The organism is Megasphaera vaginalis (ex Srinivasan et al. 2021) (assembly GCF_000478965.1).
In the GTDB taxonomy this organism is placed as follows: domain Bacteria; phylum Bacillota; class Negativicutes; order Veillonellales; family Megasphaeraceae; genus Megasphaera; species Megasphaera vaginalis.
Map to the genome: position 1 here is coordinate 14,862 of NZ_AWXA01000041.1, position 25,108 is coordinate 39,969.

A 25,108-nucleotide genomic window follows, 5' to 3' on the forward strand; every position below is an offset into this window, starting at 1 on the left:
TTTACAAAAAGAGACTGCGCAATAACGGTACCGCCACGGGAGTATACATAAACGTAAAGAAAAGAAACACGAAAAGACCGATCGTGCCGCCGACCAACGCGCCGTTAATGCGGATCCAGGCGAGGTCTTCTCCGACCTTGCTTTCCAGGAATTGATTGAATTTCTTTTTATCGAAGCCGGAAAGAACGTCACGGACAGCCACCCCGATCAGCGCGTGCTCATGTGCCAGGATGATCTCACAGGCGCGGCGTATCTGTTCATTCAGCCATTGCTTGATTTCCGGATAGTCGCGGCAATATGCCAGATAATGTTTAAATTGCGCTTCCAGCACATTCTGCAGCTTCTCTTTGCCTTCTACGCCAGTCGTAAAGTAAGCCTGTCCCGAACGCTGCGTCGCCGTTACCCATGCTTCAATGGGCAGCGAGTCGACAAACTGGTCCTGCCATTTTTCAACCGTATAAGTCAGCTGGCCGTTCATGGAGTACATCTGGATTTCCAATTTGCGGCAAAGCCACTGCCGTTCTTTGCTACCTGCATGTTCCCAACGATCCAGCCACGTAACCAGCCCTTTTTTGATGTCAATCGCCATTTTCCGCGTATCAATCATACCCGTAAAGCGGTGAAGAGAAACCAGTAACTGCGGCGCACTCTTCGATTCATCGATCCATTCGTTCAGCATCTGCATCAGAATATTTTCGAACTCTTTCGACTGCACGCATTCTTTCAGCAAGCCGATCGTATCGCCGAGCAGTTCGCTCTCCGGATTCTCCAGCATGGCAATGATGCGGTCCTGCAGGAGGCTGACCAGCGGCTGCCGTTTCAGATATCGCCGGATATTATCCGCCATCATGCGCTTTGAAGTATCTTCTTTCGCGTACAAATACACTTTTTGTGCCGCTTCATACAGCAGGGCGCGGAATTTTTCACGGCCTGAAGGTGTTTCCAGCCAAGCGATGATGCGGTCGACAAAAGAAATCGAATATAGCTTATCCTGCCACATTTGCGGCTGCAACAGCTTCTCGGAAACGATGGTCGTCATGCCGTCGATGATCTGATTGCGATGACGATGTACCAACTCCGTGTGCCAGGGAAAGCCCAAGGGCTTTTCAAAAAGCGCCGTCACGGCGAACCAGTCGGCAATGCTGCCGATAAGCGCAGATTGAACGACAAAAAACACCAAGTTTACCGCTGTTGACTCCGCCGCCGTATACCACCACCAGAAGACGAGAAGAAAGCAGAGGAAAGACAAGGCCAAAATGCCATCGGCACGCTGACGATATGTCATGTTACCAGCCCCCTTTCAACGCCAGGCGAACACAACAAATAAAGGCGCCCAACACGGCGCCCACGAGAGAGCCGTTGACGCGGATCATCTGTAAATCGTACCAGACGCGGCCTTCCAGCTGTTCCGCCAATCGGCGCCCATCGTAGCGGAGAATTTCTTTTTCCGCCGTTTCCCCGAACCAGGTTTGCAGCCGTTTTAGTTCACGAGCAGCCAACGTAAGAACATAGCGATTCATCTGTTCCACTTGTGTCGCACTGTCGCGCCAGCTTTCCAGCCGCGTGACGGCATAGGAGGCGGCAATGCGGCAGACGCGGTTCTGCCGCTGCGGTTCCTGCACGTAGCGCTGCCAGGCTTCTTTCATATCCGGCCGCTCGACAAGATGCCTGTATGTACGCATTTTATACGATTCCACCCGTTCCTGCCAGACCTCATCCGTTTCCAGTCGCGTCGCCTGTTCCCAGAAAAAGGCAAACATCTTCTTGCGGCGCTGGGATTCGGGATCTCTGGCCTCATCAAGAATAGTCAATAATTTTCGCTGCAAACTCGCCGATACGTGTTCTACGCCGAAAAGCTCGCTGGCCATAGCCGCCCTGACGATGAGCGAATAGATAAAATTGCGGTGTTCGTACTGCCGTAACGCTTCGCTATAAATATCGGCAATATAATTTTTCGCCGTGTTGCTCCTGACCATCGTTTCCAGCGAAAGAATGATGAAATCGAGGAAGTCTTCTCCCGCTTCACCGGACAGGCCTGTTTTCATCGCTCTGCCGGCCATCGGCGCAATTTGCAGTTTGGCCAACGCTCCTTCACCGAAGTCGGAAAAAGCCGCAACCGCCTTTTTCATATCGACTGTATAGAGAAACGTATTCAGTATCTGTCCCAAAATCCGTTCCGCCGATTGGAACCCCCGCTCCGTATGCAAATACGTCAGCGCCGCATCCAATACGGGATGATGCTTTAAGACGGCGTACATGTTCGGCACCGTCAAAATCTCACTTTCAATCATATGCCGCACCGTTTCCGCAATACGTTCCTTGCTGCGCGGAACCAGTTCCGTCTTAAAAGAAATCCCCAACGGCCTTCGGAACAGTGCCGTAACGGCATACCAGTCGGCCAGGCCGCCGATCAATGCGGCCGCCGCCATATGCGTCACCAGGAAGCCGCCGAAAGAATCGGTAAAAGGGTATGCCAATAAGAGCAGTATTGCCGCCAACACCAGGATATACTCAGCAATATGACTGCGCTTGTATTGTTGCATCATTGCCTCCTTCGCCCTTGCTGCAGGGCTTATGTCTTCGCCACCACATCACGCCAATACCGTCGTATCACCGCCGGTACGGGGTATCCATACAGGCACGGTGGGAAAGTTTTTGTTAAAGGCCTCCGACGGCTCCCAGGGAACACCGAAGTAATGCATGGGAACCAGGCATTTCGTCACGTGAACGTGACTCAAAAAAGAAGCGACGCCCCATTCGCGGGCGCCTTCCAGCCGGGCGTCGACAGGAAAGAAGGCGAGATCGAATGTAAGCCCGTCAAGTCTTTCCATTTCCTTATCAAATAATTCTTTCATGGCCTGATTATTTTCGTCCGTGTCTCCCAGCCAGTGCCACCAATTCAGATCACCGGCATGAAAGATGCGGACGCCGTCCGTTTCAACATAAAAAGACCCGCCTTCATCAGTCGATCCGTATTGACGAATCTGCAGATCCTGAAGCTGCAGCGTTTCATAAAGAGCCAGGGAATACACGTTATCGGCAGCCCCGTTCGTAAACGGAACGCCATCATTGACGATGTATCCCTTCGTAAAGGAAGCGAAATCGGCAATATGCTTATTAAAGTGATCACCGTGGGAGTGGGTTACAAAAAAGTAGACATCCTTCCGGCTCTTTGTATACGCATCGACGACATGGGCCGGGTCCCGGTAATAATCGAAAACCAGTATTTTCGTCGCCGTTTCGGCTGCAAAGCCACTGTGGTCCAAATACGTTACCTTTATTTCAGACATGAAATTTCCTCCTTCATCTGCGACGACTGATGACCCGTCGCCGCCTTATCAATATATTATATCATGTCTTGCCGTATTTTCGTACTTTTCAACGAGCAGGGCTTCTTCTCCGGCCACAGCGACAACAAAAAAAGGCGAATACGCTTCGCCTTTCAATGGAACACAAGCTGCACCAGCAACATATACAGAATCGTACCGACAGCCATGCTCAACAGTACGTTGCGACGCCAAAGATGAACGGCTACAAGGACGACGGACGCAATGATCTCCGGCAGACCATAGGGCCATGTGACCAGGATCGTATCTTTAAGAGAGTACACCACGAGAAGACCCATGACGGCTCCGGGCAAGACCGTTCCCAAGTAGCGGACGAGAGCCGGCGGTTCTTTCTGCGCCGCAAAAACGGCAAAGGATATATATCGCGTCGTCATCGTGCCGGCGACGACGACAGCGACGGTTAGGGCCATTTCCAACTCAGTCACGGATCACATCCCCTTTCTTATATAGGACGAAAAAGATACTCGTAATACCGATCATGGCGGGAATGATAAACTGCGCCGCGCCGAAGATCAGTAGGGCGGCAGCCGTCGTCGCCAGTCCGATAAGGCCGTTGCGAAGGCCTTTTTCCTTATGCGTCAATTCCAGCAGCAAGACGAGAAAGAGGGCGGTCAAAATAAATTCTATTCCCTTCGTCGGCAAAAAGGTGAGATAATTCCCGACCAGTCCGCCAATCGTTGCGCCGCCGACCCAATACACCTGATTAAGCCAGGTAACGTGAACATAGAACCAGGACCGATCAATATCGGGAGGCACATCTGTAGCGGCGTTGATCGCAAAGGTTTCGTCGCACATGCCGAAAATAAGATAATATGTCTTCCACCCTAAATGCCTGTATTTCTCCAACATCGCCAGTCCGTAAAAAATGTGGCGCGCATTGACCATGAGGGTCAGAAAAAAAACGCCGACAGGATTGAACGGCGCCAACAAAAGACTGACCGTTACGAATTCCATGGAGCCGGCATAAATCAGCGCGCTCATCAGTGTCGGATAATACACGGGCAACCCCTTGCTGGTAGCGTACAGTCCATAAGAAAGTCCTAAAAACAAAAAACCTGCGCAAATCGGCGTCGTCAGCGGCAACGCGTACGTAAATGCCGACCTTTTCAACATTGACATCGCCTCTCCTCCTTCATGCACTACTTTACGCTATCATTATAATTGATTATAAAAGACTTTGTCTGCATATACGGTCTCTTTAAATTGTATGCCCTACGATTTTTTTATTTCCCCAAGGACTCTCAACTTCCTATTGACAAATGCACCATAAAGGTATAGTATCATAAGCATCATTAGAAAAAGCGATGACCAAAACAAGTACGCGTATAAAGGCCATACAGAGAGTGCCGGCCACCGGCTGAAAGCCTGCACCGCCGCCAAGTACGCCGGAATGCCTTTGGGAGCCGGATATCCGAACTTACAGTAAGATATCCCGTCTGTCGACGTTACCGATATCGAGTGGCAGCATTTTGCTGCAATCAGAGTGGAACCGCGGGCCGCCGTCTCTGTCGAGACGACGGCCTTTTTCTTTTGCCATTTTCAGGAGGACTTCCCATGTTCGCGACACTTCGCAAGGATATTCAAGTTATCAAAGACCGCGATCCGGCGGCGAAAAACACCTTGGAAATTCTCACGTGTTATTCCGGTCTTCACGCCATCTGGGCATACCGGCTGGCACATCGTTTCTACCGCCGCCAATGGTTCGTGACGGCGCGCATCATTTCAACAATCAGCCGCTTCTGCACCGGTATAGAAATACACCCCGGCGCTGAAATCGGCGAAGGTCTCTTCATCGATCACGGCATGGGAATCGTTATCGGCGAAACGACGATAATCGGCAAAAATGTTTCGCTCTACCAGGGCGTGACTTTGGGCGGCACGGGAAAAGAAAAAGGCAAACGTCATCCGACGATCGGCGACTACGTCGTCGTCGCCAGCGGCGCCAAAGTACTCGGTTCTTTCACCGTCGGCGAAGGCGCCAAAATCGGCGCCGGCTCCGTCGTCTTGAAAGAAGTGCCGCCTCATTCGACGGTCGTCGGCATTCCCGGCCACGTCGTTCTGCAAAAGGGCCGCAAAGTACGTCGGGCCCCGTCCGAAGCCGACGTCGACTTGAATCATCATACACTGCCGGACCCGCTGGAAGAGCAGATCGCCGCCTTGCAGCAGCAAGTGGCGTTCCTGCAGCGGACAGTAGAAAATCTGACGCGATCCGAGACGGTTCTCCACAGTATCCGCGGCGGCCGTAACTGATGCGATATACGCCGGGCAACTATTGTCTCTGCGTATACATATATCAACACATGGTTATCTGTTTTTACTATGTCGGGGGGAATGGCTTATGCAACTGAACTATCTCGTAACGGGACGACCTTTTCGATGTTGTCGTTAATCGTCGGAAATACACGGTAGACTATGATTCGTTATGAACAAAAAAGGAGCTATGAATATCATGAGTACTATTTATACCAGCGCATTGGATCTGATCGGCAACACCCCTTTGTTGGAACCTGTACGCTATAATGCGGCGGCAGGGGTAAAGGGAAAATTATTCGTCAAGTTGGAAGCTTTTAATCCGGCCGGTTCTGCCAAAGACCGCATCGCCAAGGCCATGATTGAAGACGCAGAAAAGCAGGGCCTGCTGAAAAAAGGTTCCGTCATCATCGAACCGACCAGCGGCAATACGGGCATCGGCCTCGCCGCCGTTGCCGCCGCCAAAGGCTATCGGGCAATCTTCACCATGCCGGAAACGATGTCCGTTGAACGTCGCAACCTGATCGCCGCTTACGGCGCCGAAATCGTTCTCACACCGGGAAAAGAAGGAATGACCGGCTCCGTCGCCAAAGCGGAAGAACTGGCAAGCGAAATCGACGGCGCATACATTCCCGGCCAATTTACCAATCCCGTCAATCCCCGTATCCATAAGGAAACGACAGGTCCGGAAATTTATCGGGACACAGACGGCGCCGTCGATATCTTCCTTGCCGGCGTCGGCACAGGCGGCACGCTTTCCGGCGTCGGTCAATATTTAAAGGAACAAAAGCCTGCCGTCAAGATCATCGCCGTAGAACCGAAGGATTCGCCGCTCCTTTCCGAAGGACATGCCGGTTCGCACAAACTGCAGGGAATCGGCGCGAATTTTGTGCCGAAAACGCTGGATACAACGATCTACGATTCCGTTTTTACCGTAACGACAGAAGAAGCCTACGATACGGCCCGCCTGTTTACACAAAAAGAAGGCCTCCTCATTGGGATCTCCGGCGGTGCCGCGCTCTATGCCGCCACGAGAACCGCCGCCTTGCCGGAAAATAACGGCAAGACGATTGTCGTTCTTCTGCCCGATAACGGCGACCGTTATTTGACGACACCGGACTTTATCAAGGCGAAATAAAAGCTCGCCAAGCATAGCTAAACGGGAAAAAATACGCTTTTTTAACGAAGCGACATACTGAACGAACGTTTCACAGTCTTCAGTATGCAGGACGGAAGAGAACACCGCCTCCGGTGCTCGTGTCCGCAACCCGTTCTCAATGCAGAAACGCCCTCCGCGCAGTCCCCTTATCCTGCTGCGGAGGGCGTTTTTCTCCTGTTTATTTGCAATCAATCCGTTTATTTTACCTAGCAGTACCACTGCTTTTTATTTTTTTGCCATATCGCGACTGGCAACAATATCCACGCCGAGCCCCAGAATATCGGCGACAACGACATCACCGGTCCGAACCGGCATGACTGCCGTCACACCGCGCAAGAACGCAGCACAGTCAAGAACCTTATCCTTCGGCAGCGCTTCTTTGGAAACAACCGGCAAAAGCGGCAAAGCACCGTCTTGCGTACGTACAGTCGCCGTCAGCATCCGTTTCGGCGCCGTCAGTTCCTGCTGCGCATAAGTTATGCCGCGGGGACACGTGTTTCCCGTAATCTGCCCGATCGTTCCGTCGTTGATCTCCACAGTCAAAGTGCATCCCATGGGGCAATTAATGCAGTTCATTTTTTTTATTTCCGTGCTCATCATGCTTCCTCCTCCATAACGGAAACAGACCATGTCGTATAATGGCCTGCCGCCTTGTCAGCCGGTACATTGACGGCAATCATTTCACTCGGTTTGGCAACGGGCAAGACTTTTGTCAACAACGTATCTTCGCCGCTCCTGATCGTGAGACGGCATTTTTTCAACGGCCGCCTTACACGCATAAAGAGACGAATCACTTCATGCTCTTCGGTGACCCGCAGATGCTGCGGCACACAGGTACGTACTTCATCTGCCGCCTCGACTGTCACGTCGGCGACGGCGGCGGCAAGAACGCGGCGCGCTTTCAAAGCGGCAAATTTACCGGCTATCTCTGCCTCTTCCGAAACGAAATCGACGAGATCATGAACATGGACGACATTGCCGGCGGCAAAGATGCCGGGAATACTCGTCTCACGGTGCTGATCGACGATGGGCCCGTTGGTCAGAGAGTGCATGGAAAGACCGAGGCCCAAAGATAATTCATTTTCCGGTATCAGGCCAACGGACAACAGCAGCGTATCGCAATCAATATCGAATTCCGTCCCGGCTACGGGGCGCATCTTCTCATCAACGGCGGCGGCTGTAATTCCCGTAACGCGATCTTTGCCGTGGATAGCGGTAATCGTATGAGACAAATACAGGGGAATGTCATAGTCGTCGAGACATTGTACCATATTACGCGTCAACCCGTTGGAAAAAGGGCAAATCTCCAGAACGGCCTGCACTTTGCAACCTTCAAGGGACATACGGCGCGCCATGATCAGGCCAATATCGCCGCTGCCAAGGATAACGATCTTTTTCCCCGGCAAATACCCTTCCATATTGACCATACGCTGCGCCGCGCCGGCCGTAAAAACGCCGGCAGGCCGGTAGCCGGGAATGCGAATGGCACCGCGCGTCCGTTCGCGGCAGCCCATCGTCAGAATCAAGGTCTGCCCTTGTACCGTGAACAGTCCCTGCGCCGGACTGACAGCCGTTACAGTCTTGTCCTTGTTCACTTCAAGCACCATCGTATCAACCAGGATCTCTATTTCCCGCTTATCTTTTACCAAATCATAACACCGCTGTGCATACCCGGGGCCTGTCAATTCCTCCTTGAAATGATGGAGGCCGAAGCCGTTGTGAATACATTGCTGCAAAATACCGCCCGGCTCGCGGTCCCGTTCGAGAACGAGTATGCTCTCCGCGCCGTTCTGCCAGGCGCTATACGCGGCGGAAAGGCCGGCCGGACCGCCGCCGACAATGATAACGTCATAGATCTTGTTCATTATTCCTTACCTCCCCTCGTCGTCTCTTTCGCATAAAACAGGTAAGATTCGCCCATTTCCTTGCGTACTTCCGTTACGGGAATACGGAGTTCCCGCGCCAGGATCTGCGTCACGCGGGGACCGCAGAAACCGCCCTGGCAGCGCCCCATGCCGGCACGTGTACGGCGCTTGACACCGTCAACGGTACGCGCGCCGCAAGGGCGATGGATGGCGTCGATGATTTCCCCTTCCGTAATCGTTTCGCAGCGGCAAATGACACGTCCGTAACGAGGGTCTTTGGCAATCAGCTTCTTTTTCCCGGCTGTCGAAAGCTCGCGGAAACAGGGCTGCTGCGGACGCCCTGGCCGGTAATCAGCCTTCCTCTTTGCGCCGAGTTCGGCAACGATAAACCCTGTCAAGTATTCGGCAATCGCCGGTGCCGACGTCAGGCCCGGCGACTGAATACCGGCAGCCTGAATCAACCCCTGCGTGCAGGATGAAGGGCCGAGAACGAAATCGCCCGTACTGGATACGGCGCGGGTACCGGCAAATTCCGTAATCGTGGCCCCTAACGGCAACGCCGGCACCAGTCTGCGCGCTTTTTCAAGAATATCATCCATCCCCTTCAGGGTGACCATGGTATCGTCTTTTGCTTCATCAGGCAAATCCTCCGCATTCGGGCCGACGAAAACGTTTCCATGTGTCGTGGCACAAACGAGAATCCCTTTTCCCAGCTTGCTCGGCGTCGGAAAAACGGCGCTGTGTACTAAATCTTGCTGAACAGATTTATCAAAAAGGATATACTCCCCTTTGCGCGGATGAATTTGGAACGAATCATCGCCGGCAAGTCTGCTCATATCATCGGCATGAACGCCGGCCGCATTGACGACAAAACGGGTTTCAATACGGCCCCGGTTCGTTTTGACGGCCTTGACGGCGCCGTCGATAATCTCAAAACCGACAACCTTGCATTCACGAATGACGTCGGCGCCGTTGATGACGGCGTTTTCGGCAAAAGCCGCAGTAAGCCCGAAAGGCCAACAGATACCTGCCGTCGGCGCCCAGAGCGCGCAGCACACGTCGTCACTCAAATTCGGTTCGAAAGCATGCACCTTCTCACTGTCCCAAATTTCAAGACCGGGTACGCCGTTGGCTACTCCCCGTTCATACAGATCACGAACGGTCCGGGCCTGCTCTTCATCCAACGCCGCGACTAGCGAACCGCACCATGTAATATCGAGATCGAGTTCTTCTTTCAGCTCGTGATAAATCCTGTTGCCGTCGACATTCATCTGCGCCTTCATCGATCCCGTCGGCGCATCGAACCCGGCATGAAGGATAGCGCTGTTTGCCTTGGTCGTGCCTGCGGCCAATTCCGGTTCCGCCTCAAGCAGCACGGCATGAAGATCATACTTGGATAATTCCCGCAATACGGCTGCCCCGGTGATTCCGCCGCCGATTACGACAACATCTGCTTTTTTTATCATGGTTTACAACCCTTTCCTAAAAATAATGTAAAAATTACTAAAATCAGTATACGTCAATTTGAACATAATTGCAATTTTTTATTAACATATTTTCATTTTTATTCGTTCGTATTTTGCATTGCCCCTTGAATATCCATTCCGTATCCAAATAGGATAAAAAGAAAAGAGTCAAAAGATTTCTCTTTTAACTCTTGTTCTTTTTACAGGCTCATTTTTAAAATACGGAAAAAACGGCGGCTACTACATAAGCAAATAAAGCGCCTGCCATGGGAGCGAGAACGGGAATCCAGGCATACTCCCAATCGTTCCCGCCTTTTCCGGCAATGGGAAGAATCGCATGTGCGATACGGGGACCCAGATCACGAGCCGGATTCATGGCATATCCCGTCGGCCCGCCGAGACTGAGGCCCAAAGCCCAAATCAATACGCCGACGAGATAGGGCCCGAGGCCGGCAGGAATGGCTCCCACCTGTTTGGAGAAAATCATCCAGATAATAAACATCAGGAAAAAGGACGCAATAAACTCGCACAGGAAGTTAAGGGGATAGTTGCGAATCGCCGGAGCCGTGCAAAAGATTCCCAGCTTGGCCCCCTTGTCTTCCGTTTCCCGCCAATGCGGCAAGTATGCGAGCCAGACAACGGCTGCGCCGCAAATACCGCCCAGGATCTGAACGGCCGATGTGGCCAAAAACTGCGGCAGCGTATAAATGCCGATCATCATTTTTCCCAGCGTTACGGCAGGATTCAAATCCCCTTGCGGCGCGCCCAGCGTCGTCGCCGTAAAGACGCCTAAGGTAACGGCGAAACCCCAGCCGACGGTAATGCAAATCCAACCGCCGTTCTGACCTTTTGATTTTGTCAATGTATTACAAGCGCAAACGCCGGCACCGAAAACGATAAGCACAAGCGTTCCGAAAAATTCACCCAATAAGTTTTCCATCGCAATACCCTCTTTCTTTTTACAGACAGACTCTATCACTCTTCATCAAGCCAGTGCATGGCGTGCTTAACGGCCTTGCGCCAACCTTTGTAATACGCGGCCGAAGCGGCGGCTTCCATTTGGGGTTCAAAGCGGTTCTGCAATTTCCAGCTCTTCTTCAATTCTTCCTTCGACTGCCAAACGCCGACAGCGAGACCGGCCAAATACGCGGCGCCAAGAGCCGTTGTTTCAATAACCTGCGGTCTGTCGACGGGGACACGGAGAATATCCGCCTGGAACTGCATGAGCATATTATTGGCGACGGCGCCGCCGTCAACCTTCAGCGCCGCAAGGGTAATGCCCGAATCGGCTTCCATCGCGCTGAGAACATCTTTCGTCTGGTACGCCATGGAATCCAGCGTCGCCCGCACGATATGCGCTTTCGACGTGCCGCGCGTAATGCCGATGATGAGTCCGCGCGCGTTCATATCCCAATAGGGAGCGCCGAGACCGACAAAGGCCGGCACGACATACACGCCGTCACTGTCCGGAACACGTTTGGCGACCCATTCCGAATCAGGCGCCGTATCAAGAAGGCGAAGGCCGTCACGAAGCCATTGAATAGCCGATCCGGCAACAAAGATAGAACCTTCCAGGGCATATTCGACTTTGCCGTCAAGGCCCCAGGCGATCGTTGTGACCAGGCCGTTTTCCGACATAATCGGCGTTGTTCCCGTATTCATCAGCATGAAGCAGCCGGTGCCGTAGGTGTTTTTGGCCATACCCGGTTCAAAGCAGTTCTGTCCGAAAAGCGCCGCCTGCTGATCCCCTGCTGCGCCGGCAATTTTAACAGGTGCGCCCAACAGCGCCGCATCTGTGTGCCCGTACACTTCACTTGACGGACGCACTTCCGGCAACATGCTCTTAGGAACGCCTAAATACGAAAGGAGCTGATCATCCCATTTGAGCTCTTTAATATTATAGAGAAGCGTGCGGGATGCGTTGGAATAATCTGTAACATGCACCTTTCCGCCTGACAACTTCCAAATCAGCCACGAATCAACGGTACCGAAGAGAAGCTCGCCTCGTTCGGCCCGTTCTCTCGCGCCTTCCACATGATCGAGAATCCATTTGATCTTCGTTCCTGAAAAATACGCGTCAATGACCAATCCCGTCTTTTCCCTGAATTCATCGACCAGCCCGTTGGCCTTCAATTCTTCGCAAATTTCCGCCGTCTGCCGAGACTGCCACACAATCGCGTTATAGACCGGGCATCCCGTCCGTTTATCCCAAACCACCGTCGTTTCGCGCTGATTCGTAATGCCGATAGCCGCGATTTCGGCGGCCGTCAGCCCCGTCTGCTCCAAAACGGCCTGCATGACATCCATCATGGTCTTCAAAATTTCATTGGCATCATGCTCTACCCAGCCGGGCTGTGGAAAATACTGGGTAAATTCCTTCTGGCTGACGCCCATGATCTGTGAATTTTCATCGAAAATAATCGCTCTGTTGCTCGTTGTCCCGGCATCTAAAGCCATGACATATCTTTTTTCCATAATGATCTCCTTTCGCACACAATAACTCTCCTTGTCTCACGAAAATCCCCTACAGCTTTATGATACCTATTTATGAACATAGTTGCAATATAAATATTACATAATTTCATTTATAATATAGACGCTATGTGTCCTATATCAAAAACACAATAATACCCTTATTATTTCTTAACATATGCTATTCGAGCATATGTTCATTGCTTTTACACTGGCAAGAGAAATTTATTTCTTGTTTCCCTCATTTTTCTATGGGATAATAAAAACAAGCCTTTATGCTTACCGAGGAGACCTTCCATGACCAAAGATAAAAGAGACAAAGCTGCGATCACTGCTGCAAAGCTCTACTATGTCAGCAATTACAGTCAACATGACATTGCCGGCGAAATGAAAATTTCCCGCCCCTCCGTATCCCGCCTGCTGCAATATGCGCGGGAAATGGGATTCGTTCGCATCGAAATTTACGATCCTGTCGCCGATCAGAGTAATTTGGAGCAGCAACTGGTCCGCAAGTTTTCGCTACGCGACGCCTGCGTCGCCAACGCGCCGCTCGCCGACGAAGAAGAAGTCAAAAAATACATCGGACAACGCGCCGCGCTGTATCTCGATGAAATCGTCAAGGATGGTGATATTATCGGCGTCGGCTGGGGTACGACGATGTACAGCCTGGCCCGCTCGCTGCTGCCGAAATCTCTGCGCGGCACGCAAATCGTCCAGCTCGAAGGAGGCATCACACTGTCTTCCGGTGATACGTATGCCAATGAAATTCTGGATTTATTCGCTAAAAATTACGACACTATCGCCAAATACCTGCCGTTGCCGGTCTTATTCGATTCCCCGGCAGTAAAAGATCTCGTCTATCAGGACCGACACATTAAACGCGTCCTGGAACTGGGAAACAGCGCGGATATCACCCTCTTCAGCGTCGGCACGGTTCGCGACAGCGCGCTCTTTTTCCGTCTCGGCTATGCTGACGAAAAGGAGCGGAAATTCCTGCAGCAACACGCCGTCGGAGATATTTGTTCCCGTTTTTTTTGCAAGGACGGGAAAATTACCAGTCAGGAATTGAACGATCGAACTGTCGGCATCGATTTGGAGCAACTTCGCCGAAAAAAATACAGCATCCTCCTCTCCGGCGGCAGCGCCAAGCTGAATCCCATCTGCGCCGCCCTGCAATACGGCTATGCCAATGTCCTGATTACGGATCAATTTACGGCGGAGGCCTTATTGTCCATGTGAAAACAAGGAACACAAAAAAAGAGAAGTCCTCCCATGGAGGCTTCTCTTTTTACTGCCACGCTTCGGCAGGTAATGCCAAAATCTCCGGCCATTGCCGGTTGATCGCTTGCGCAATCAGCTTTTTTCCCGGCGGATCCAAATGGAGTCCGTCGACAGCCAAATCACCGCGCAGCACGCCTTCTTCATCGGCCAATCCCGGTGTGATATCGATATGGACCTGACCGCGTATGTAGTCGTTTACCTTATCAACCTGGTATTGCCAGTCAGAGACCGTCGGCTGCTGAAAGGCCTTATCGATATTGACCGGATTGAAAGGCGGCAGCGTCAAAAATACGGGACGGATCCCGTTATCCAGGCATTTCGCTTTCACGGCTTCCATATCGGCAATAACCGTTTCTGCCGCAACGCCGCCGCGCAAGCTGTTGGAGCCCATCATGATCAGCACGTACTGCGGTGCGAAAGGCAAGACGTCCCGATCAAATCGAGCCACGGTCATGGCGCTCGTATCGCCGCTTTCCGAGACGTTTAACGTCGGAAAGTTCAAATAATGCTGATAGCTGAATTCCCAATCCGTCGGCGAATAAGAAACGCTGCCGCCGCCGTGACTGATACTGTCTCCCAAGGTTGCCACGACGTAATGGGCTCCCGGATCGGTCACAAACGGAACGGCATCGGAATAAACACCCAAGGGATTACCGTCCTTATCCAAGGCCCGCACGCGCCAGTAAAAGGGCTTCGGCCCAAAGCGCGGCCGCTGATCGTACTGTTCCGCCGCCCGCGGGTAATAGGCATCGATGCGATGCACGGACGGTTCTATCCCGTTCGGATTTTCCGGCGCTTCGTCGAGAATTTCCACTTCATATTCGACAGCGGCAGGCACGGCTATCCAATCATATACGGGGTAAAGCAAAACCGTGCCGTTACCGCTGTTATAAAAGGATAGGGGCTGCGGTTTTTCCAGAAAAGGACCGAACAAATCGACCGGCGTTTCTTCCGGTTCCGAATAACTGCTGACAGGCCTGCCTTCCAAGTCGGCGCCGCGCACGCGCCAATAAAATTCGCGCTCCGAAAAATCAGCCGGCAAGGCCAACTCATACGCATTGGTATACGCCGTCTGCAAAGGCATGATTCGTTCATAATAGACGCCGCCCTCGGGGTCTTCATGCTTTTCTAAGATCTGCAACGTATACATGACGGCGCCGTCGATTCGGGACCAGGTCAAAATCGGATGCGCGTTCGCCGGCGCCGCAGTCGTATAATGGCGCAGCACCTGCGGGCGTATGCGATCGGCTCTGTCCGGCTGAAGGCAGATCCGCCCCGCCTCTTCCATCGGCAAATGGACGACAGTGCCGGTACCGGTATCTTGCCGCGAAGTCACCAACACGCCGAAGCCGAGGGTAATACCAACGGCAAAAAAGGTTAAAAAACGTTTATCCACGGCGTCGCGCCTCCTTTCTGCAGAAACGGTTCGACAAAAATACCGGCAAAAAGATATGCTCAACTTTTTGCCGGTATCTCTTTGTCGTTCATCACGCGTCCCGATGCATAGCTTGCTGCTTCCGGCACAGCTCTTCCTTGCGGAACCGCGGCCACTGCTTGATCTCCCATTCGCGGTGCATCGCTTCGTGCTGCGTCGAAAAGGCTTCACGCCAGACCAACCGGACAGGCCGGCGCGAGCGCGTATACTTCGCGCCGCAACCGCTGTTATGCGCCGCGACCCGCTTCACCGGATCCAGCGCCCACCCCGTGTAAAGCGTATCATCTGCACAACGAACCATATACGTATAGTACATCACACTTCATCAAGCGCATCGGTAATCGTGACGGCTTCCAAGACAACATCATCGACAGGCCGGTCTGCCCGATGCGTTTTCACGTTACTGATTTCTTCAACGACATCGTAATTTCTGACGACCTTGCCGAAAATAGAGTGATGGTTCTGCAACCACGGCGTCGGGACAACAGTAACAAAGAACTGCGAACTGCCCGTATTCGGACCGGCATTGGCCATCGCCAGGATACCCGGTTCCAAGAAGTTCAGGCCGGCGCCGAACTCGTCGGGAATCATGTCTTTGGAACCGCCCCGACCCGTTCCGGTCGGATCCCCGCCTTGAATCATAAAGCCGGCAATAATACGATGGAAAATCGTCCCGTCATAAAAATGGCTTTCTGCCAATTTTTTAAAGTTTTCTACTGTAATCGGTGCCTGTTCTGCAAATAACTCAACTGTAAATTCACCGTGATTCGTTTTAAATTCTGCGTACATGCAATGCGCCTCCTTTTGCCGATCTACTGTATTATATTATCGTAGTTTATGTAATTATGCAATGTCTGTCCCCATTTCGGCAACGAAAAAGGGAAGAACCGAAACCGTTTCTCCCCTTTTATACTTAATTACGGCAAAAATATCATCGGATCCGTCGGCGTGCCGTTGACGCGGACTTCGTAATGGACATGCGGCCCCGTGCTGTGACCGGTACTGCCGGCAAGGGCAATGATATCACCGGTCTTTACCTCCTGCCCTTCTACGACAAGAAGCATGGAATTATGACCGTATCTGGTAACCAAGCCGCCGCCGTGATCGACTTCGACGAGATTGCCGTAGCCGCTGACCCAGCCGGCGATCGTAACCTTGCCGACTGCCGTAACATGAACGGGCGTACCGTAGTCAACGGCAATATCGACGCCTTCGTGGAAGACGGTACCGCCGCCCGTCGGATTACCGCGATAGCCGAAGGGCGACGTGATCGGCCCGCTGACAGGCCAAATCGACGGGTATGTCGACGCCTGATATTGCCTTGCCGACTGCTGCATCTGGATAACCTGCTGCCCCGCCGTATCGCCCAATACGGTCTTTAGCGTGATAAAGCTGATAATTCTGGCATTCGTCTTCGTTTCCAAGCGAGATGCAGCGTGCAGTACATCATTGTACCCTGCAGAAGAAAGATCGGGCGACTTCTTCTGCTGTACTACAGCGCTGCCTTCACCTTTTGGGGCGTCGCCGGAACCAGCTCCTTTCACCATTTGGCGCAATTCCTGATCCAGCGCATCCATTTTATCCATTTTCTGCTGCAACGTTTCCGTCTTGTCACGCATGATTTCCAGTTGCTGCTCGTGAAGCATTTCCTGTTCGCGCAAGCCTTGCAGAGCGATGAATTGATAGATTCCTATGAGGATCGCCACGACGAGAACGGCAAGGCCGACAAGAGCCATGCGGCGATATTTCCGATATTCTTCCGGCGTCACGACGACAGATTCCGTCGGCTCCCTGCGCAGCGCCTCAAATGACGGCAGCTGCCGCAGAGATAACTGTTGCATTTCTTTTCGCAAAGACTGCCATTTTCTTTGAAAATTCAAATGATTACCTTCTTATCCTTTTTGCACAACATTTACTTCGCCCTGATAACGGAGCGCATTCTCCAGACTTTCCGTCTCTTCCGCACTCATTCCGTAAAGGCACTTGCCGCCGATAATCGGCTTGGCAAAAATACGGGACTCATTTCTCCCGTATACGCTGGACAGGCAAAACCCGTCATTTTTACCGTCAAGAACAGTAAACGCGAAGCTTAAATTATTCCCTATGTTTTCAAAGGCATTATATTTCACGAAGCCGATCTTGCGAAACGCCTGATCCTGCACCGCCAGAATATCTTTCTGCGTGTCATGCATGGCGTTCAGCGTCTGCTGGATCTCCTGCAACTGCCGCACATCTTCACGCAGTTTCGCCTCCATGCTTTGCCCGACTTCATCTTGCATGAAAAATTCATATTTCTTATTCAATTTATGAACGCGGTAATTGAGTACCAAAATATATATCAGCAGAAGTATTAAGACGGCGCCGACAATACCGGCAGCGCCCAAATAAATCCACGTCAGGTCCAACCCGTATAACATGTCCTGCCTCCTGCTACCGTGACGATAACCAAAATTAAGATGTAAGGTGAAAAAGCGACGACATCCATGTTATATATGAAAAGAGACTTTCTGCACATCTTCACGGCGTTTTTCCGTATCGGTCAAAACGGAGAGGAGACGTTCAAATTCGTCTTCAGATGCAAAAGATATCTCGATCTTCCCTTTCCCTTTTCCCTTCGGAAAACGGATGGCCACTGCCGTTCCCAAATGCATTTTGAGCCTGTCCTGCAGTGCTTCCACATAGGGATCGGGATCCTCTTTTTCCGGTACCGTCTCTTTTTTTTCTAACAGTCTTCGAACCAACGCTTCGGCCTGCCGCGCCGACAGGCCGAGAGCGATGATCTGTCCTGCAATTTCGCATTGTTTTTCTTCATCGTTGATCTGCAACAGCGGGCGAACTTGCCCCATCGTCAGCCGTCCTTCGGAAACGTGTTGCTGCACCGGCACTGCGAGTTTCAAAAGACGCATCAGATTGGCCACGTGAGAACGACTCTTTCCTACTTTTTCGGAAACTTCGGCCTGTGTCAGACCGCAGGTGTCGATCAGCATCCGATAAGCCGCACCTTCTTCTATGGCGTCGAGGTTTTCGCGCTGCACGTTTTCTACCAGTGAAACGATCGCCGAAACGTCGTCGCCGTCGGTACGAACCAGGGCCGGTACCGTCTTCAGCCCGCACAACGCAGCCGCCCGCAGCCGCCGCTCACCGGCGATGAGTTCATACCGGCCGCCGCCTTTTTCGCGAACGACGAGGGGCTGAACAATACCGTACGCCTTGATCGACGCCGCCAACGACTGCAGCGCCTCTTCGCGAAAGACCCGCCTGGCCTGCTGCGGATTGGCCGTAATGGCGGCAAGCGGGATTTCCCTGATACCGCCTCTTACAGGTTTACCGTCACTGTTCTTGCGGTTCAACCCCAGCACGGCCAGCCGTTCATCCATATTGCCGCTATCGCCAAGTCCCGTTTTCTTAGCCGACACGGCGAATCACCTCTTTTGCCAATTGCTGATATACTTCCGCACCGCGCGAGCGCGGATCATACGCCGTAATCGGTTCTCCGTGGCTAGGCGCTTCGCCGAGCCGGACGTTGCGCGGAATGATCGTACGAAACACGTAATCGCTGAAATATTTTTTGACCCGTTCCATGACCTGAATGGAAAGATTCGTCCGGCCGTCATACATGGTCAGCAGCATGCCCAGAATACGCAGTTCTTCATTCATGCCGTTTGTTACCATATTGATCGTCTGCATCAGCTGCGTCAACCCTTCCAGAGCATAAAATTCACACTGTACGGGAATCAAAACGGAATCAGCTGCATTCAAGGCGTTTATCGTCAGCAACCCCAACGACGGCGGACTGTCGATAACGACATAATCAAACGGCTTTTTGGCCGTATCCAAAAAGGCGCGCAACACGTTGCGCAAGATAAACTCCCGTTCCTCCATAGCGACCAATTCGACAGCCGCACCGGCCAGATCGATTGTCGTCGGTACGATGAACAATTTTTTAATACTCGTTTTTAACACAACATCTTTCAACGGCGTATGTTCAATCAGACAATCATAAAGGTTGCCTGAAAGCTGCTCCTTATCAATGCCTAAACCGCTCGTGGCATTTCCCTGCGGATCAAGATCGACCAACAACGTTCGTTTGCCGCATTCTGCGAGACAGGCGCTGAGATTGATCGCCGTCGTCGTCTTGCCGACGCCTCCCTTTTGGTTCGTCACAGCAATAATATGAGCCAACACATTCACCTCATTCCGTTCCATTACCCTATCCGATTACTTTCGGAGCCTATTGTATAGTATAGCATAAAGGCAGGCGGAAACGATAGGTGCTTTTCGGAAGATTCCTCTGTAAATACATATTTTTGACACGTAACTGCAACGCCATGTTTTCTTGCAGCAAAAAACGGCCGAACCCGTTCTCCGCCATATCAACTATGGTATAATGAGCAAAGAAAGAAGAAAGGATGATACGTATGGCAAAGGCCAACTTGTCTTTACAGGAAATCAATATAGACGCAATCAAACACTATGCGGCGCTCCGCAATTTGGCGGATACCGGCGATGATGCGTTAAAAAAAGCGGCTGACAGCGTCATCGCAGCAGCCGTACCGCAAGGGCTTTACCAGCAGGTATTTTATGACGATGCCAGTCACGCTATCCTTTGTGACAGCCCCTTTACGCTGAGCAGTCAGCAACTCCGCACTCGCCTGGAGCACACCGGAGATATCGTCTTGCTCCTGGCGGCCACGCTCGGGCCGGCCGTCGACGAAGCCATTGACCGGCTCTTTCTGGCCAAAGACTTTCAAGACGGCCTGCTCCTTGACGCCGCCGCCAGCGCCGCCGCCGATCAGCTGCTCGGCATGCTGACCAGCGAAATCGCTTCTTTTGCCGCGAAAAAAGGCTATGCCGTCGCGTGGCAAAGCAGTCCCGGCTGCGGTGACTGGCCGCAGGGACAACAAGCCGACCTCGCCATTGCTGCCGGCGGCGCACAGATCGGCATCACCGTAACGGCAAGCCGCATGCTGATACCGCGCAAAACGATCACGGCCATAACCGCTCTCCGATATACTGGAGACGCCGCCTGCAGCGGCGGTTGCGCCGCATGTGCCATGGCGGGAAATTGTCACGCCGAAGAGGAAGATAACGATTGGTAACCGGAAACAGTAAAAAGGGAGATTCCGTCAGCGGAAATCTCCCTTTTGTTCGAATCGTCAAAGATTAAAAAATATCGTGAAGGACGATCGTCTGCGATCGGTTCGGACCGACGGAAACGATGCCGAGGGGAACGTCGACGAGTTGGGCAATACGTTCCACATAGTAGCGCGCATTTTCCGGCAGTTCCGCATAGGTCTTGCAATGCGAAATGTCTTCCTTCCAGCCGGCCATCTCTTCATAAATCGGTTCAGCCTTTTCCAAGACGTCGAGACTGGCAGGATATTCTTTCAAGACTTCTCCGTTGTACATATAGCCTTTACAGATTCTGATCGTATCCAGTCCGTCCAAGATATCGAGGCGCGTAATCGCCAGGTAGTCCAGGCTGTTCAGCATAGCCGCATACGCAACGACTGCCGTATCCAGCCAGCCGCAACGGCGCGGACGGCCGGTAACGGTTCCGAATTCATGTCCTGTCCGGCGCAGATAGTCGCCGATTTCATTATCCTGTTCAGCCGGGAACGGACCGGCGCCGACACGGGTCGTATACGCCTTGACGACGCCGACAATATTCGCCATCCGACGCGGTCCGACACCGGCGCCGACACACGCGCCGCCGGCAGTCGGGTTGGAACTCGTGACAAACGGATAGGTGCCGTGATCAAGATCCAACATAGCGGCCTGAGCCCCTTCAAACAGAACCTTTCTGCCTTCCTTGATGTATTGGTTGGCCGAGTAATTCGTATCCTTGACAAACGGGCGAATCCGTTCGGCATAAGCCAGATATTCTTTCAAAATCGTTTCGTAATCAAATCCTTCACAACCATAATATTGTGTAAACAGCCGGTTCTTCAAGAGCAGATTTTGTTTCAGCTTGCGGCTGAACACGGTTTCATCCATCAAATCGCCGATACGAATACCGACGCGGTTGATCTTATCGGCATAGCAGGGGCCGATGCCGTTCTTTGTCGTACCGATTTTCGCATCGCCCTTAAGCTTTTCATCTTCTTCATCGATGCGAATATGGTAGGGCATGATAACGTGGGCCCGTGTGGAAATTTCCAAGGCGCTGATCCGAACGCCGCGCGCCCTCATTCCGTCCAGTTCTTCCAAAAGAACGCCGGGATTGACGACGACGCCGCTGCCGATAATACACGTCTTTTCAGAATATAAAATACCGGACGGCAAAAGACGCAGCGCAAAGGAAGCGTCTTCGACGACAACAGTATGCCCCGCATTATTGCCGCCTTGCGAACGAATGACGACATCCGCCTTCTGCGCCAAATAATCTACGATCTTGCCTTTACCTTCATCGCCCCATTGCGTCCCCATTACCATTGCTGTAGCCATATATTCAACATCCCTTCATTAAGTCCAATTCACAAACACCTTTTATTATACACGAAAGACACGCAAATTGATATCCTTAATGAACGAGAAAACAGAATCTTCTTCCATCTTTCACCCGACATTCTTCCCATACAAAACCAAAATACGGTTTAAAAACTATTTTGTATTAGCAATTTAACCGATTTTACGATATAATGAAAAAATATATGGAAGAACTTAAGTAACTATTTGTATATAGCAAGGAGACGGTTATGTTATTTGAAAAATCCACTGTCGGCGGCATCGATGTATCGTGCCGCATTATCCGTTCGGCAACCTTTGAAGGAATGGATGACGGACACGGCTGTCCGAAAGAAAAGCTGATCGAACTGTATGAAACGCTTGCCGACGGCGGCGTAGGCCTGATCATTACAGGCATGATGGCCGTCAGCCCCAAAGAATTCCACCAGCATCGCCAAATCAGGATCGACGACGATCGCTTCATCGCGCCGTTGCGAATATTGACGGACCGGGTTCACGCCCACGGCGGCAAGATTATGGCGCAGTTGGTCATCATGGGTTCCGCCATCGCTTTGCCTGAAGGCGCAGGCAAGGCGATTATCAGCCCCAGCGGCATTCCCGATAAGGTCGTTGTCAAAACCCAAGAGTCACGGGCGTTGACCGTCGACGAGATCAAAAGTCTCATCGACGATGCCGTCCACGCCGCTCTCCGCGCACAAGAAGCCGGTTATGACGGCATTCAATTTCACGGCGCTCACGGCTATCTGGCCAGTAAATTCCTGACGCCATTCTTCAACAAGCGCACAGACGAATACGGCGGATCGTTGAAAAACAGAGCCCGCTTTCTCACAGAAACGATTGCCGCTATTCGAAAAGCCGTCGGCCCTGCTTATCCGATTTGGGTAAAGCTGAACAGTTCCGACTACATGGAAACGGAAGGGCTGACCTTTGACGAAAGCATGCAAGTCATGGCCTGGCTTGCCGATGCCGGCGCCAACGCGATAGAGATCAGCGGCGGCAATACTTCTTCATTGCCGCGTCAAGGCCCTATCCGCGCCATCCGCCGCACGAAAGAACCAATGTACTTTGCCGGCGCCGCAGCAGCGGCGGCGGCGGCGCTGAAAGGACGTATTGCTATCGGCGTTGTCGGCGGCTTCCGTACGGCTGCAGAAATGGAAGACTGCTTGCAAAAAACGGATATCGCTTTCATTTCCATGAGCCGTCCCTTGCTTCGCCAGCCCGCTCTGCCGAACCTATGGCGCGGCGGCAGCACGGAACCGGCGTTGTGCATCTCCTGTTCACGCTGTTTTCGAGCCGATGACGTGGCCTGTATTTTTAATGAAAAAGATAAATAAACTATAATCTCCTTCCCTTCCCGTGCTATACTATATGTATATATTGTTTCGTAATACCCCTCGGCCCCGAAAGGAGGAGAGGCGATGAGCGGATTCTTCATTTTCCCGGCGCTCCTGTTGATGACAGCAGTCGCAATCCTTTGTCTGCCGCTGCTGTATACAATCGAAATATCTACTGCGTCACCGTTCCGCTGCCACGGTCGCGCCGCATGGTTCAACAAGGCCCTTGCCGTTGAATGGAAGTATGAATACGGCCGGCCTCTGGAGAAAAAAATGTTTTTCCGTTGGCGCCCCTGGCAGAAGGCGGACGACAGCAAGTCCTTAAATCCCGACGATATCGCAGCGTCTCTTGCAACGGAGCAAGCGCAAACGACATACGAAGAACTGGCTCGCGCCCCAAAAGAACAGTTGGAAAAAAGCCCGAAACATGCATTTCCTTGGAAAACGTATGTGCTCCGCCTTGATTTCTTCATTGCCGTCCTTCGGTTCCTGCGGCAGCTGCTTCATCACTCCCGTATCCGCCGTTTTACAATATGCGGCAGTTTAGGCCTCGGTTCACCGGATCGGACAGGGCTCGTCGCGGCCCTCTTATACAGTACGATACCGGCAAATATCGGCGGACTGCAATTTAATTATGTAGAAACCGAGTACGATTGCCTGACTGCGCTGTCCGGTCGAATCCATCCGGCAGTTCTCATCGCCTATGCGGTCTCACTGGTCCTTACCAGACCCGTGCGGACCCTGGCTTTTACTTGGTTCAAAGAGAGAAGGGAAGATCACCATGGATAAAAACGATGTAAAAAACAATTTGGAAACAATTTTTGAAAACTTCCGAAATATGATCAAAGTGGAAACAGTCGTCGGCGAAGCGGTCCACATCGGCGATGCCATTCTGGTTCCCTTCGTCGACGTCTCTTTCGGTTTCGGCAGCGGTAGCGGCGGCGGCGATATGGCGCATCAGGGAGCAGGCGGTGGCGGCGGCGCGAAACTCGAACCGACGGCAATTTTAGTAATCAAAGGTGAACGCGTCGAACTGTTCTCCATCAAGAAAGGCGGCTATCAGGCCTCCGCTTTTGAAAAACTGCTGACAATGGCGCCGGAAATCATCGATAAAATGAAAAAGGACAAATACATTTACATCAAAGACGAAGACGCGACGGAGACGGCGCCAAAGTCGACGGACGCTACCGTATAACGTAGGTAATGTATAGGTATAGTCACATTTCTGTTACAATAGTTGTAGTTTCAAAACAAGTCTGCTATAATTAGCAAGTACAAGAGCAAATCAATTCGTTCATTTCAGGAGGTACACCTATGAAATTAAAAAAACAGTTGGCATCCCTTGCGGCAGTAGGCATGTTAAGCGTTGCGGCAGCAGCGTCGGCATTCGCATCGGGAGTAGGCTATGTAAATTTTGATACGTTAGTTCAAGCTCATAAAGATTTTCCGAAAGTAAGCGCTCAGATGCAATCAGCCATTAAAGATGCCAATGAACAGTTTGCAAAACGTTCAAAGGACATGAAAACGGATCAGGAAAAACAGAACCTCGGCAAAGAGTTGGCGCAAAATCTCAGCAAATTGGAAAACAGCCTGATCGTTCCCATCGAAAAAGATGTTGTCGCCAAGGTGGAACAAGTTCGCCAGAACAAAGGATATGACGCGATTGTAGCACAAGGCGCGATTATTGCCGGTTCGGAAAATGCAACGGACGAAACACAAACAGTAGCACAGCTTTTAAAATAATTCAGCTGTAAAAAAACGCAACTTCTCTTGAAGAGGTTGCGTTTTTTTCTATGCAAAATAAGCAAACATATGTTTAATCTCTCCCTTATCAGGTTTCAAATTTTCGATTTTAAGGCCTTGTTATTTTTATCTGCATATACTTTTACCTATTTTTATTATATCTCGTCTTATCCCCTTTTACGGGTGTTTTTCATAAATTACACCTTATCGGTAAATTTTATTGATCATATCCTTGACATATACCCCTATAGGGTATATGATACAAGTAGATAAATACCCTATAGGGGT

At 51.7% G+C, this 25,108-nt stretch carries 26 protein-coding genes; 8 read left to right on the top strand and 18 right to left on the bottom strand.

The features are described from left to right. Window position 1: 1 nt before the first annotated feature. The 5 genes from HMPREF1250_RS06865 to HMPREF1250_RS06885 all read right to left on the bottom strand — a co-directional run bounded on the left by HMPREF1250_RS06865 (window position 2) and on the right by HMPREF1250_RS06885 (window position 4,466). Window positions 2-1,285, bottom strand: a complete 1,284-nt coding sequence (locus HMPREF1250_RS06865; protein WP_023053913.1) for a DUF445 domain-containing protein — start codon at window positions 1,283-1,285, stop codon at window positions 2-4. A gap of 1 nt (window position 1,286) precedes the next feature. After that, complete coding sequence (locus HMPREF1250_RS06870; protein ID WP_036242928.1) at window positions 1,287-2,546, bottom strand: DUF445 domain-containing protein; 1,260 nt, start codon at window positions 2,544-2,546, stop codon at window positions 1,287-1,289. A 45-nt stretch (window positions 2,547-2,591) separates the two neighbouring features. Next, window positions 2,592-3,290: an MBL fold metallo-hydrolase gene (locus tag HMPREF1250_RS06875; protein ID WP_023054015.1), complete on the bottom strand. Its 699-nt coding sequence runs from the start codon at window positions 3,288-3,290 to the stop codon at window positions 2,592-2,594. Window positions 3,291-3,442: 152 nt separating this feature from the next. After that, a complete protein-coding gene (locus HMPREF1250_RS06880) occupies window positions 3,443-3,772 on the bottom strand; it encodes a branched-chain amino acid transporter permease (RefSeq protein WP_023053926.1) in 330 nt (109 codons plus the stop codon). Then, window positions 3,765-4,466 carry an AzlC family ABC transporter permease gene (locus tag HMPREF1250_RS06885; RefSeq protein WP_023053980.1) on the bottom strand — a complete coding sequence of 234 codons (702 nt, stop codon included), beginning with the start codon at window positions 4,464-4,466 and terminating at the stop codon, window positions 3,765-3,767. The genes HMPREF1250_RS06880 and HMPREF1250_RS06885 overlap by 8 nt, the downstream gene beginning before the upstream one ends. A gap of 435 nt (window positions 4,467-4,901) precedes the next feature. On the opposite strand from HMPREF1250_RS06885, the gene cysE reads away from it, so the two are divergent. Both cysE and cysK read left to right on the top strand, forming a co-directional pair. Continuing rightward, complete coding sequence (gene cysE / locus HMPREF1250_RS06890) at window positions 4,902-5,597, top strand: serine O-acetyltransferase (RefSeq protein ID WP_023053929.1); 696 nt, start codon at window positions 4,902-4,904, stop codon at window positions 5,595-5,597. 199 nt (window positions 5,598-5,796) lie between these two features. Continuing rightward, the gene (gene cysK, locus HMPREF1250_RS06895) at window positions 5,797-6,735 is read left to right on the top strand and encodes a cysteine synthase A (RefSeq protein ID WP_023053991.1); all 939 of its coding nucleotides are present in this window, start codon (window positions 5,797-5,799) and stop codon (window positions 6,733-6,735) included. 246 nt (window positions 6,736-6,981) lie between these two features. Here the strand turns inward: cysK and HMPREF1250_RS06900 are convergent, their stop codons facing one another. From HMPREF1250_RS06900 to glpK, 5 genes are all read right to left on the bottom strand, one after another. Next, window positions 6,982-7,356, bottom strand: coding sequence for a DUF1667 domain-containing protein (locus HMPREF1250_RS06900; protein WP_023053922.1), 375 nt, complete (start codon window positions 7,354-7,356; stop codon window positions 6,982-6,984). Next, window positions 7,353-8,621, bottom strand: coding sequence for an NAD(P)/FAD-dependent oxidoreductase (locus HMPREF1250_RS06905; RefSeq protein WP_023053983.1), 1,269 nt, complete (start codon window positions 8,619-8,621; stop codon window positions 7,353-7,355). The genes HMPREF1250_RS06900 and HMPREF1250_RS06905 overlap by 4 nt, the downstream gene beginning before the upstream one ends. Further along, a complete protein-coding gene (locus tag HMPREF1250_RS06910) occupies window positions 8,621-10,087 on the bottom strand; it encodes an NAD(P)/FAD-dependent oxidoreductase (RefSeq protein WP_023053967.1) in 1,467 nt (488 codons plus the stop codon). The genes HMPREF1250_RS06905 and HMPREF1250_RS06910 overlap by 1 nt, the downstream gene beginning before the upstream one ends. 214 nt (window positions 10,088-10,301) lie before the next feature. After that, window positions 10,302-11,027: an MIP/aquaporin family protein gene (locus HMPREF1250_RS06915; protein WP_023053985.1), complete on the bottom strand. Its 726-nt coding sequence runs from the start codon at window positions 11,025-11,027 to the stop codon at window positions 10,302-10,304. A gap of 35 nt (window positions 11,028-11,062) precedes the next feature. Further along, on the bottom strand, window positions 11,063-12,562 hold the full coding sequence (gene glpK / locus HMPREF1250_RS06920; protein WP_036242949.1) for a glycerol kinase GlpK: 1,500 nt from the start codon (window positions 12,560-12,562) through the stop codon (window positions 11,063-11,065). A gap of 294 nt (window positions 12,563-12,856) precedes the next feature. On the opposite strand from glpK, the gene HMPREF1250_RS06925 reads away from it, so the two are divergent. After that, on the top strand, window positions 12,857-13,798 hold the full coding sequence (locus HMPREF1250_RS06925; protein WP_023053944.1) for a sugar-binding transcriptional regulator: 942 nt from the start codon (window positions 12,857-12,859) through the stop codon (window positions 13,796-13,798). Window positions 13,799-13,847: 49 nt separating this feature from the next. On the opposite strand, the gene HMPREF1250_RS06930 is transcribed toward HMPREF1250_RS06925, so the two are convergent. The 7 genes from HMPREF1250_RS06930 to HMPREF1250_RS06960 form a co-directional block, all read right to left on the bottom strand. Further along, complete coding sequence (locus HMPREF1250_RS06930; protein ID WP_023054019.1) at window positions 13,848-15,236, bottom strand: SGNH/GDSL hydrolase family protein; 1,389 nt, start codon at window positions 15,234-15,236, stop codon at window positions 13,848-13,850. 91 nt (window positions 15,237-15,327) lie between these two features. Next, a complete protein-coding gene (locus HMPREF1250_RS06935) occupies window positions 15,328-15,591 on the bottom strand; it encodes a GIY-YIG nuclease family protein (protein ID WP_023054040.1) in 264 nt (87 codons plus the stop codon). Continuing rightward, a complete protein-coding gene (locus HMPREF1250_RS06940) occupies window positions 15,591-16,064 on the bottom strand; it encodes a peptidylprolyl isomerase (protein WP_023054004.1) in 474 nt (157 codons plus the stop codon). The genes HMPREF1250_RS06935 and HMPREF1250_RS06940 overlap by 1 nt, the downstream gene beginning before the upstream one ends. A gap of 128 nt (window positions 16,065-16,192) precedes the next feature. Beyond that, window positions 16,193-17,155: a M23 family metallopeptidase gene (locus tag HMPREF1250_RS06945; protein ID WP_023053976.1), complete on the bottom strand. Its 963-nt coding sequence runs from the start codon at window positions 17,153-17,155 to the stop codon at window positions 16,193-16,195. Between the two features lie 12 nt (window positions 17,156-17,167). Beyond that, on the bottom strand, window positions 17,168-17,692 hold the full coding sequence (locus tag HMPREF1250_RS06950; RefSeq protein WP_023054032.1) for a DUF4446 family protein: 525 nt from the start codon (window positions 17,690-17,692) through the stop codon (window positions 17,168-17,170). A 69-nt stretch (window positions 17,693-17,761) separates the two neighbouring features. Then, the gene (locus HMPREF1250_RS06955; RefSeq protein ID WP_023054021.1) at window positions 17,762-18,691 is read right to left on the bottom strand and encodes a ParB/RepB/Spo0J family partition protein; all 930 of its coding nucleotides are present in this window, start codon (window positions 18,689-18,691) and stop codon (window positions 17,762-17,764) included. Next, window positions 18,681-19,457, bottom strand: a complete 777-nt coding sequence (locus tag HMPREF1250_RS06960) for a ParA family protein (RefSeq protein WP_036242952.1) — start codon at window positions 19,455-19,457, stop codon at window positions 18,681-18,683. The genes HMPREF1250_RS06955 and HMPREF1250_RS06960 overlap by 11 nt, the downstream gene beginning before the upstream one ends. A gap of 236 nt (window positions 19,458-19,693) precedes the next feature. Between HMPREF1250_RS06960 and HMPREF1250_RS06965 the strand changes: the two genes are divergently transcribed. After that, complete coding sequence (locus HMPREF1250_RS06965) at window positions 19,694-20,374, top strand: vitamin B12-dependent methionine synthase activation domain protein (protein ID WP_023054045.1); 681 nt, start codon at window positions 19,694-19,696, stop codon at window positions 20,372-20,374. Between the two features lie 64 nt (window positions 20,375-20,438). Here the strand turns inward: HMPREF1250_RS06965 and HMPREF1250_RS06970 are convergent, their stop codons facing one another. Next, a complete protein-coding gene (locus tag HMPREF1250_RS06970; RefSeq protein WP_023053981.1) occupies window positions 20,439-21,722 on the bottom strand; it encodes an adenylosuccinate synthase in 1,284 nt (427 codons plus the stop codon). Between the two features lie 251 nt (window positions 21,723-21,973). Between HMPREF1250_RS06970 and HMPREF1250_RS06975 the strand changes: the two genes are divergently transcribed. From HMPREF1250_RS06975 to HMPREF1250_RS06990, 4 genes are all read left to right on the top strand, one after another. Continuing rightward, on the top strand, window positions 21,974-23,077 hold the full coding sequence (locus tag HMPREF1250_RS06975; protein WP_023053936.1) for an NADH:flavin oxidoreductase: 1,104 nt from the start codon (window positions 21,974-21,976) through the stop codon (window positions 23,075-23,077). Window positions 23,078-23,161: 84 nt separating this feature from the next. After that, window positions 23,162-23,866: a hypothetical protein gene (locus HMPREF1250_RS06980; protein ID WP_023054000.1), complete on the top strand. Its 705-nt coding sequence runs from the start codon at window positions 23,162-23,164 to the stop codon at window positions 23,864-23,866. After that, on the top strand, window positions 23,859-24,272 hold the full coding sequence (locus HMPREF1250_RS06985; protein WP_023054053.1) for a GerW family sporulation protein: 414 nt from the start codon (window positions 23,859-23,861) through the stop codon (window positions 24,270-24,272). Before HMPREF1250_RS06980 ends, HMPREF1250_RS06985 begins: the two co-directional genes overlap by 8 nt. 119 nt (window positions 24,273-24,391) lie before the next feature. After that, entirely contained in the window at window positions 24,392-24,820 is a 429-nt protein-coding gene (locus tag HMPREF1250_RS06990; protein ID WP_023053952.1) for an OmpH family outer membrane protein, read from the top strand. Window positions 24,821-25,108 lie beyond the last annotated feature (288 nt).